The 9,440-nt window shown below is 57.6% G+C and carries 9 protein-coding genes and 1 pseudogene; 6 read left to right on the top strand and 4 right to left on the bottom strand.

Translation table 11 applies throughout. From position 1 onward, the window contains the following. Positions 1–52: 52 nt before the first annotated feature. The 3 genes and pseudogenes from RYB09_RS26030 to RYB09_RS26020 all read left to right on the top strand — a co-directional run. Positions 53–526 (top strand): annotated as a pseudogene (locus RYB09_RS26030) (SOS response-associated peptidase); the annotation flags it as partial. A gap of 289 nt (positions 527–815) precedes the next feature. Then, a complete protein-coding gene (locus tag RYB09_RS26025) occupies positions 816–1,502 on the top strand; it encodes a hypothetical protein (protein WP_005782526.1) in 687 nt (228 codons plus the stop codon). Between the two features lie 15 nt (positions 1,503–1,517). Beyond that, the gene (locus RYB09_RS26020; RefSeq protein ID WP_005782525.1) at positions 1,518–2,048 is read left to right on the top strand and encodes a hypothetical protein; all 531 of its coding nucleotides are present in this window, start codon (positions 1,518–1,520) and stop codon (positions 2,046–2,048) included. 104 nt (positions 2,049–2,152) lie between these two features. Here the strand turns inward: RYB09_RS26020 and RYB09_RS26015 are convergent, their stop codons facing one another. Beyond that, positions 2,153–3,112 carry a tyrosine-type recombinase/integrase gene (locus RYB09_RS26015; protein ID WP_005782524.1) on the bottom strand — a complete coding sequence of 320 codons (960 nt, stop codon included), beginning with the start codon at positions 3,110–3,112 and terminating at the stop codon, positions 2,153–2,155. A gap of 282 nt (positions 3,113–3,394) precedes the next feature. Here RYB09_RS26015 and RYB09_RS26010 point away from each other — a divergent pair, with 282 nt between their 5' ends. Next, the gene (locus RYB09_RS26010) at positions 3,395–3,856 is read left to right on the top strand and encodes a DUF411 domain-containing protein (protein ID WP_025992745.1); all 462 of its coding nucleotides are present in this window, start codon (positions 3,395–3,397) and stop codon (positions 3,854–3,856) included. 69 nt (positions 3,857–3,925) lie between these two features. Here the strand turns inward: RYB09_RS26010 and RYB09_RS26005 are convergent, their stop codons facing one another. The 3 genes from RYB09_RS26005 to RYB09_RS25995 form a co-directional block, all read right to left on the bottom strand. Next, a complete protein-coding gene (locus RYB09_RS26005) occupies positions 3,926–5,305 on the bottom strand; it encodes a heavy metal sensor histidine kinase (RefSeq protein WP_005782522.1) in 1,380 nt (459 codons plus the stop codon). Then, complete coding sequence (locus RYB09_RS26000) at positions 5,302–5,988, bottom strand: heavy metal response regulator transcription factor (protein ID WP_005782521.1); 687 nt, start codon at positions 5,986–5,988, stop codon at positions 5,302–5,304. The genes RYB09_RS26005 and RYB09_RS26000 overlap by 4 nt, the downstream gene beginning before the upstream one ends. Positions 5,989–6,218: 230 nt before the next feature. Continuing rightward, complete coding sequence (locus tag RYB09_RS25995; protein WP_005782520.1) at positions 6,219–6,416, bottom strand: heavy-metal-associated domain-containing protein; 198 nt, start codon at positions 6,414–6,416, stop codon at positions 6,219–6,221. 157 nt (positions 6,417–6,573) lie between these two features. Between RYB09_RS25995 and RYB09_RS25990 the strand changes: the two genes are divergently transcribed. After that, a complete protein-coding gene (locus RYB09_RS25990) occupies positions 6,574–8,958 on the top strand; it encodes a heavy metal translocating P-type ATPase (protein WP_005782519.1) in 2,385 nt (794 codons plus the stop codon). After that, positions 8,955–9,353 (top strand): Cu(I)-responsive transcriptional regulator, encoded by a 399-nt coding sequence (gene cueR / locus RYB09_RS25985; RefSeq protein WP_005782518.1) that lies wholly within the window; start codon positions 8,955–8,957, stop codon positions 9,351–9,353. Before RYB09_RS25990 ends, cueR begins: the two co-directional genes overlap by 4 nt. The last annotated feature ends 87 nt before the right edge of the window (positions 9,354–9,440 follow it).

Raw genomic sequence — 9,440 nt, 5'->3', positions numbered from 1 at the left:
ATCGTTGGCCAAAGCCTTAGCGTAGGATTTCGCCCTCTCCCGCAAACGACCCCTGACCGGCTCCTTTGGGTTGATCCCGTCCTGGAGCAAGGACAGCAAGTTTGCCAAACACACCTACAATGCTCGATCAGAGACAGTGGCCGAGAAACCGTCGTTCCGACATGCATGGCGTCAGGCGCAACATTGCATTATCCCAGCGGTGGCCATCTATGAGCCGGACTGGCGATCAGGCAAGGCAATAGCCACGCGTATAGCCCGTGCAGACGGCGAGCTGCTGGGTATTGCGGGCCTATGGGAGCAGTGGCGCGATCCGTCCACCGACCAGATCCTGCACAGCTACACCATGCTGACAGTGAATGCGGATGATCACGACTTCATGAAGGCGTATCACAAGCCCCAGGACGAAAAGCGCATGGTAGTGATTTTGCCGAAGGGCTCGTACATGGACTGGTTGACCGCGCGGCCGGAGCAGAGCGCAGCGTTCATGAACCAGTACCCGGCAGATCGGCTGACAGTGGCCGTGTGATCAGTCTTCCCTGGAGCTGGTGGGGGCAGGGTGACTTGTCGCGCTGGACGGCAGCAGCCACCAAGCCGTAGGCGCGGTAGAATTTCCCGTAAACATCACGGTACGCGGGCATATAAGCTATCCAGCAGGCCCGCAACCAACTCTCTCAGGACCGTTAGCGATTCGTCACCAATCCTTACAGAGAGCACTATGACTTTACCCATCCTTCGAGCTACATCCTTTCGCGCTGGACAATTCTGGGCGACAAGTCACCCTGTCCACCACCAGCTCCACGGACAACGGAAAAGAAATGGACAGTGAAACCGATATATTGCATTGCATGGCTATCCGGCATGAGTATCTTCGGTGTAAAGACGCCTTTGAACTCTTCGTCGCGCAAGGTGAGTCCATTGTCATGCAGGGCCATAGTCATCAGCGAGCGTACCGGGCCTACAATGCCTACTCCAGCTTCATTCACCATCTGTACGAACTGTATATGGCCCTGTTTGCACGGGACCATCAAGTCGCCGATATCAAAAGTTGCCGTAGGATAAAAGCCTGGGTGAAAGGCGAGCAGGCCAAAAGAATTGGTGATGAAAAAAGTAAAGTCGGTACGCATACGTACACTGATGGGGCACTGAACGAGCAGGTTCACCTTCAGGCCATGCAGTGGCTATCGAGCATCGACAGGGGCGCTGTCTCCGCCAAGATCCACCCACGTTCCCAATACGAACGCATGCTACCTGTCGATCAAGATTTCGGTCCCGCCTTTCGATCCATGCGAAACAAGATTGCAGGCCATGTGACGTATGAAAGGATCGAGCTGGTCAAGCTGACCGAGTTCTTCCAGAAGTACCATCCCTATCTATGCATGCTTTTCAGAAATGTAGGTGGTAGCTCATTCGGACGTTATCTTGATACTGTGCCGGACTTCGGAGAGGTGACGAGCTTCTTGGGAATATTCATCCGGCCTGACCCAAACACCAATATCGAGTAGTCACGGAAAAACAAAATGCCCTATAGCCAAAAAAAATCACTTCTCGAAATGCCAAAAGATTGGCCTTTGCCAGATCACTATCTCCTTGAGCTGGGCCGCATAGCTGCTACCTGGTCGGTCCTTGAAGGTAGCTTGAATCTTTATATAAAAAAGTTGTTAGGTATCAATGACCCTGACGACGCTAGACCACAAATAATCACTACACATATGAACTTCAAGCAAAAGCAGGATGCCTTTGGAACCCTATGTGACATTCTAAAAGACTCACATCCAGGACTGAAAGACTACCAGGCGGTAATAGCAGCCATGAATAAAGCGGCAAAGGCACGCAACAAATATGTGCATGGCTCGCTCCACTATGACCCTGAGACGGCGAATCTTTTGCTGTCTTCGGTGAGTGCACGAGGAAGCTTCAAAGTCACATTTGTCCCTACAACGGTGGAGGATTTGAAAGGTGTGTCTGTACTCATTCATAAAGCAAGCGTGGCTCTGCACAACCTAGTTACAGGGTCAAAACATCCAGGTCTTTTCCCAACCCAGGCATGAAGCTGAATGCTAAATTCTTGGCATGCAGATCTCCCGTCCCCCAATACCTTTGAAGCCATCCCACCGCTTGCCACCGCTGAACTCAGGCTGTATCAAGCCACGAGTCAGTACTTCACTTTAAAGGTCGGTGAATCCTCCGGCCGCTGACCGCGCCGGTCGTAAAGGCGGGTGGTGCTGATGTTCGCGTGCCCAAGCCACATCTGCACTTTGGCGATATCGGCGTCGTGCTCCAGGGCGTTGGTCGCCGCCGTTGCGCGCAGGCCATGCACGCCCAGGTGTTCGACGACGATGCCGGCCTTCTTGGCATAGGCCTCGACAACGGTATAGATGCCGTTGGCCGTGATGCCGGCGCCGGTGGTGGTGCCGCGCAGCGAGCGAAACAGCGGACCGGGCGTCGCGGCACGCTCGTTATCTTGTTCCAGGTACGCGTGGATGCGCTCAGCAGCCACAGGATGAAGGGGCAAAAAACGGATCTTGCTGCCTTTGCCGTGGACCCGCAGGTGCTTGATGCCGCGTCGTTCCTGCAGATCGTGGGTGTGCAGCTGTGCCGCTTCTTCGCGGCGCAGGCCGTGGTAGAGCAGCACCGCCAGAATCGCCCGATCACGCAACCCCTTGAGCGTTTCAGTGTCCGGAGCCTCGAGCAGCTGCTTGGCCTGGTGATCACCGAGGGCCGGGGTCTTGCCTTCGTTGGTCTCAATCCGAGGCCGTTTGACCCCATGCACCGGGTTGCCGCCGGCCACGGCGTTGTTTTCCAGGAGGTGATCGAAGAGACTGGCCAGCGCGGCCAGTTTGCGGCGAATGGTGGCTCCGGCCAGGCCGCGGTGCTCCAGATCGGCGCGCCAGGCCAATACGTGCGACCGGGTGACCTGGCGAAAATCATCGGCGCTGGCCAGCCCTATAAAGGAAGAGAAATCCGTCAGGTCATTTTGATAGGCACGGCGTGTGCGTGGGTTGTCCAGGTTGGCAAACCACTCAAGCGCTGAGGGTACGGTGGCCAATTGCTGAAATTCGACGGCGGTCAGCCTGCGTGGATCGCCTGCGCCAATCTTCGTCACGTGCTGCATGTATAACCCTCGTGCGCCTCATAAATAATCGAAATCTAAATCTTGGTCATAATGGCAACGCCAATGACCGATACCGCACACCATTTGGAAAAGCCGAGAAAAAGTGGTGATAACGTATTTCTTACACTGATTAAGCAGCGAGCGATGCATAGTGCGTTGATTCAACCCTGTCCAAATACCATGTGGGATGACGTTGGGGTACTGGTGCAAACGCTTGAGCAGTCCAAAATCTCATTGATGCAAGGTAAGCTGCAAATCACTCAGTTTATAGGATGGCCGCACATGAAATTCATAAGCCTTACTGACGCTGGACGGCGCACTGTCGCGGCCATGGCACTAGCTGTAGCGTCAGTGGCACAAGCCGCTCCTGCGCACGTGATTGACGTTTACCGGGACCCCAATTGCGGATGCTGTTCCAAGTGGATTGCTTACCTGCGGGACAATGGCTTCACGGTTAATGACCATCTGGAAGAAAACATGAGCCCGGTGAAGGCCAAGCTGGGTGTGCCTGAGAAATTGATGTCGTGTCACACCGGTGTAGTGAACGGCAAGTTCATCGAGGGGCATGTCCCGGTCCAACAGATCGCTGAGCTTGAACGCCGGACTGACCTAATCGGCGTGGCGGCACCCGGCATGCCAATGGGCTCACCGGGCATGGAAACAGGGCACAAAAGCGCCTATCAGATCATCGGACTGAAAAAGACCGGCGAGCAGGAGGTGGTGGCTGACTACCCGGCGCAGTGACAACCGGTTTCATGTCCGCCAAGCCTGGGGGGCCTGGCTTAGCGGTGCCCAGGCTATCAGGCCGGCATGTCATGTTCGTGGGCCAGATGACCGCACGAAGGTGAGGATGAAGGTCGTTCGGCCCTCGTGGGATGTACACGAGATAGTACCGCCATGCGCTTGCATCAAGGACCGGGCAATCGCCAGCCCCAGCCCCGCATTCCCGGCGCCTTCGCGCCGCGCCGGATCAACCCGGTAGAACCGGTCAAAGATGCGGTCCAGGTGCTGCGGTGCTATTTCAGGGCCAGGATTTTCCAACCGAAGCTCTACCCTTCCTCCGTGATCGTGGATGCTGACCTTGATCGTCTCTCCGGACGGCGTATAGCGCAGGGCATTGGACAGCAGGTTCGACACGACACGGTCGATCATCACGCTGTCAGCGAAGATCGAGGCGTTGCCTGATGCTTGTAGCTGAATCCCCTTGTCCTCGGCCAGAAACTCGTAATAGCCGAACAGCTTGCTGATGACTGTTCTCAGATCCAGTTCAACAGCCTCGGGCACAATTAGCCCGTTATCAGACTTGGCCAGGAACAGCATGCCGTCGATGATACCCGAAAGACGATTGAGCTCTTCCAGATTGGAGCTCAGATTCTCTTCGTACACCTCGGGCGCACGCTTTTTGGCCAGGATCACCTCGGTGTGGGTCCGCAGGTTGCTGATCGGGGTACGAAGCTCGTGCGCAATGTCAGCAGAGAAATTCGATAGGCGCACAAAGGAATCGTCCAGGCGACCAAGCATGGAATTGAACGCGGTGATGAGCTCACGCAACTCATCCGGTACCGGCCCCAAGGGAATGCGTTCCTTCAGCGAGCCAGCGGACATTGAGGCGGCGGTCTGGGTCACCCTTGCCACCGGCCGCAGTCCGTTCTTGGCGACCAGCCACCCGAGGGCCCCGCTTAACGCGGTACTAGCCAATAGAACGCCCCAGAACCAGCGTTCGAGCATGGCAAAGAAGTGCATATGCGTGGTCACATCCAGGACAAGCCAGGCGGTCAGCGGTGGGCTGGCAGTGGGTAGCGATATCGAGGCGGTCAGGGCCCTGAACATGCGGCCTTCGTTCTCCCACTCCCAGACGCCATCGCGCTGGGTGGCCTGCGCGAGCGACGGCGCCGCTGATTGGGGAGGTTCTGCAAAAAAAGGCGTCCCATCGGTCTTCAGAAATACAGCACTGAGATCGGGATGTGCCCCCAGGAGGGTGTGCCAGCGCGCCTTGAGCAGTTCCGGGTTTGCGCCTGATTCCTTCGCGATCTGGTTAATCGCTTCCAGCTTTTCTCCCAGCGCTTGCGCATCCAGGGCGCGAAAGTGGTGACGGCTCAGCTCGTTGAAGGCAACGCCCACGATCATGAGGACGACGGCGACCGCGACCACAAACAAAAGGCTCAAGCGCAGGGTGAGTGAGCCAGGCTTCATCCTTCGTCCTGCGCGTCTAGCATGTAACCCATCCCCCGGCAGGTATGCAGCAGTTTTGCCTCGAAGTCATCGTCAATCTTGGCCCTCAACCGCCGTATCGCCACCTCGATAACATTTGTGTCGCTGTCGAAATTCATGTCCCAGACCTGGGAAGCTATCAGCGATTTGGACAACACCTCACCTTGCCGGCGCATCAGTAACTCCAGCAGTGCGAACTCTTTGGCCGTAAGGTCGATTCGCTTGCCGCCCCGAGTCGCCCGACGCTTGAGCAAATCCACCTGAAGGTCTCCGATTTGCAGGCTTGTTTGAACCGGCAGGCTGCTGCTGCCGCGCCGTAGCAGTGTTCGCACCCGTGCCAGCAGTTCTGAAAAAGCAAATGGCTTAACCAGGTAATCATCGGCGCCCAGCTCCAGGCCCTTGACCCGGTCGTCTACCCCGTCGCGTGCGGTCAGAAACAGCACCGGTACGGACTGGCCAGCGGTGCGAAGGCGTCTGATGACTTCCCAGCCATCCAGGCCCGGCATCATCACGTCAAGAATCAACAGGTCATAGGCTTCATTGAGCGCCTGGTCAACGGCATCTGTGCCTGTGACCACGCGGTCCACATTGAAGCCGGCCTCCCGCAGGCCTTGCTGCAGATAGATTCCAGTCTTCGGTTCGTCTTCGGCTACCAACAGTTTCATGACAGCGATCTCATTTGCAGATGGGTTTAGTCTGCCAACAAACCGATAGGTGTGGTGCCACCTTACACAAATGTAATCGGCCAATCAGGTGCACGTCAGCTGCCAAGGGCTAGTCTGGGCTCAGCTCTCTTCAAAGACCTCCGCTCCTTGGTCTCCGGCGCCTGTCCAGGCGCCGTTTCTTTTGCAAAGAACCGTCTTAGGAAAGCCTGAACCTAAGGGAAGGACAGGAATCAGGCAAGCTCAGCGGGATAGCCTTTTTCCTGAATTGCTTCGAGCAGGGCCTGCGCTGGCTGGCGGCTTTGAACCTGTACGGTACGGCTTTCCAAGTCCACATCGACCGTGGCCTCACTGTCCAAAGCCGTGACCGCTGCGGTGATCGATTTGACACAATGACCGCAATTCATGCCTTGCACGTTGAACTGATACATAGCGTGTCTCCAAATCATGGGGGGCAGCGCTACTTTCAACGTTGACATGAGGTCAAGGTCAAGCCTCTTCTGTTCTTAAGCGTTAGGCGCGGTTGGAGGTTGACCTTTACATGAGGTCAAGGTTGATCCTCTACTCATTGATAGCGAGGAATCCGGCATGGCTGAATTTAATCTACCTATCCAAGGGATGACCTGCGCCGCGTGTGCCGGTCGCGTGGAGCGTGCGCTGAAGAAAGTGGCCGGCGTACAGGAAGCCAGTGTGAATCTGGCCAACGAGCAAGCCCGAATTGAAGCGCCGCAGGACGCCATGCCGGCTTTACGTGAGGCGATTACCCGCGCCGGCTACGGGGTCCCGGACGAAACCCTCGTATTGAGCATCACCGGCATGACCTGTGCCAGTTGCGTTAACCGTGTCGAACGGGCCTTGCGCAAAGTGCCCGGCGTGGGCGAGGTCAGCGTCAATCTGGCCACCGAACAGGCCCATGTCACTGCCATAGCAGGCACGTCTGTGCAGGCCTTGATCGCCGCCGTAAGGAACGCGGGCTACCAGGCTCAACCTCCCACTACCAAGGTCCCAGCCGCTGAAAATACTCGACTCACACAGGAGCGCTGGGCGTTGATCGCAGCCTTGCTGCTGGCCGCTCCGCTCGTGCTGCCCATGCTGCTGCAACCGTTAGGCATTCACATCATGTTGCCGGTGTGGCTTCAGTTCGCTTTGGCCACACCGGTGCAATTCCTGCTCGGTGCCCGTTTTTACCGCGCAGCCTGGAAAGCGCTACGGGCCCGCACTGGCAATATGGATTTACTCGTCGCCCTGGGGACCAGCGCTGCTTATGGCTTGAGCGTCTACCAAGCCGTGACCGCTGTGCCCGGCCAGTTCCCCCACCTTTATCTAGAAGCTGCAGCTGTCGTGATTGGCCTGGTCCGTCTGGGCAAATACCTTGAAAGCCGAGCTAAGCGGCAGACCGGTGAAGCCATACGTGCGCTTCAGGGGTTGAGGCCCGAGCGCGCCCTACGTCTGGAAGCTGATGGCCGTGAGCAGGAGGTTGCGGTGGCTGACTTACGCCTGAAAGAACGTGTACGGGTCAGGCCCGGCGAGCGCATCCCGGTGGACGGCCTCATTGAGACAGGCGACAGCTATGCGGACGAAGCCCTGATCAGTGGCGAGAGCCGACCGGTGGCCAAACAAGCCGGCGACAAGGTCATTGGTGGCTCCATCAACGGTGAAGGCACGCTGATCGTTCAGGTCACAGCCCTTGGGGGAGAGAGCGTACTGGCGCGGATCATTCGTCTGGTTGAAGACGCACAGGCCGCCAAGGCACCCATCCAACGCCTGGTGGACAAGGTTAGCGAAATTTTTGTGCCGGTGGTGCTCGGCATTGCCCTGTTAACGCTTGTGGGCTGGCTGCTGGCAGGGAGCGACTGGGAGACGGCGCTGATCAACGCGGTAGCCGTACTGGTCATTGCCTGCCCTTGTGCCTTGGGCTTGGCCACTCCAACTGCAATCATGGCAGGCACCGGCGTTGCGGCACGTCACGGCATCCTGATCAAGGATGCACAAACCCTGGAAGTCGCCCATGCCGTGCAAGCGGTGGCCTTTGACAAAACCGGTACCCTCACCTCAGGGGAGCCCCATCTGGTGCATATGGCGGTAGCTTCGATCCCCGAAGCGGAAGCCTTGGCGCTGGCGGGCCGCTTGCAACGAGGTAGTGAACATCCCCTGGGTCGTGCTGTTCTGGCGGCCTGTAGTGAACGCGGCCTTGATACCCCAATGGCTGACAGCGTCCGTGCGCTGCCTGGTCGTGGCGTCCAAGGCTCTGTCGAAGGCCGGCAGCTTGCCTTGGGCAATGGCCGATGGCTTGAAGAGCTAGGGCTCGAACCAGGCGCGTTAGCTGAACACGCTCAGCTATGGGACGCCGAAGGCCGGACCTTGTCCTGGTTGATCGAGCTAGGCGCTGCGCCCAGGGTGCTGGCCTTGCTCGCGTTTGGCGATGCGCTTAAGCCTGGCGCCCAGCAGGCTGTAGCGGCCTTGGCAGCACGTCAGATCAGCAGCCACTTGATTACCGGGGATACCTGGAGCAGTGCCCGGCAGACCGCTGCTCAGACGGGTATTGAGAACATTCATGCCCAGGTACTGCCGGCCGAAAAGGCGGCCGTCGTTGCAGGTCTCAAGGCGAAAGGCACACGGGTGGCCATGGTCGGCGACGGTATCAATGATGCTCCCGCCCTGGCGGCCGCCGATGTCGGCATTGCCATGGGCAGCGGTACCGATGTGGCCATGCATGCCGCCGGAATCACCCTACTGCGCAGTGATCCACGACTTGTACCGGCAGCGCTGGATATCGCCCGGTGCACCCACCGCAAAATCCGCCAAAATCTGTTCTGGGCCTTCGTTTATAACGTGATTGGCATCCCATTGGCAGCGTTCGGCCTCCTCGATCCGGTTTTTGCCGGCGCAGCCATGGCCTTTTCAAGCGTAAGCGTGGTCAGCAATGCCTTGCTGCTCAAACGCTGGCAACCGGCATTGGAGGACATACCTTGAACATCAGCCAAGCTGCACACGCCAGTGGGCTGACGCCCAAGATGCTGCGCTATTACGAAAGTATTGGTTTGCTTGAGCCTGCCATACGAACAGCAAGCGGTTATCGCCAGTACCGGCCTGCCGATTTGAATACCCTGGCTTTTCTCAAACGTGCTCGAGACCTGGGCTTTTCCTTGGAGGAAGTCGGCACCCTGCTCGAACTGCAACGCGACCGACACCGTGCCAGTGCCGACGTAAAAGCGCTGGCCAATGCTCATGTGCAGGACTTGAACCGCAAAATCGAGGAGTTCATCAGCCTGCGCGATACGCTGCAGGCCTTGATCAATGAATGCCAGGGCAATAACGATTCTACCTGCGCCATTCTCGACTCGTTGGCCGGAGTCAAGGGCAAATAGCGCAAAGTGCCGATGTCAGACCAGCCAGCGTGTTAAGCCAGGCGCCCTGCAGTTGCGGTACCTACGAATCAGGGTACCGTCAGGTAC

The organism is Pseudomonas syringae group sp. J254-4, assembly GCF_032586855.1.
GTDB lineage: Bacteria > Pseudomonadota > Gammaproteobacteria > Pseudomonadales > Pseudomonadaceae > Aquipseudomonas > Aquipseudomonas amygdali.
The sequence above is the reverse complement of the archived record's forward strand: the minus strand, read 5'-3'. Positions and strand labels throughout refer to the sequence as shown.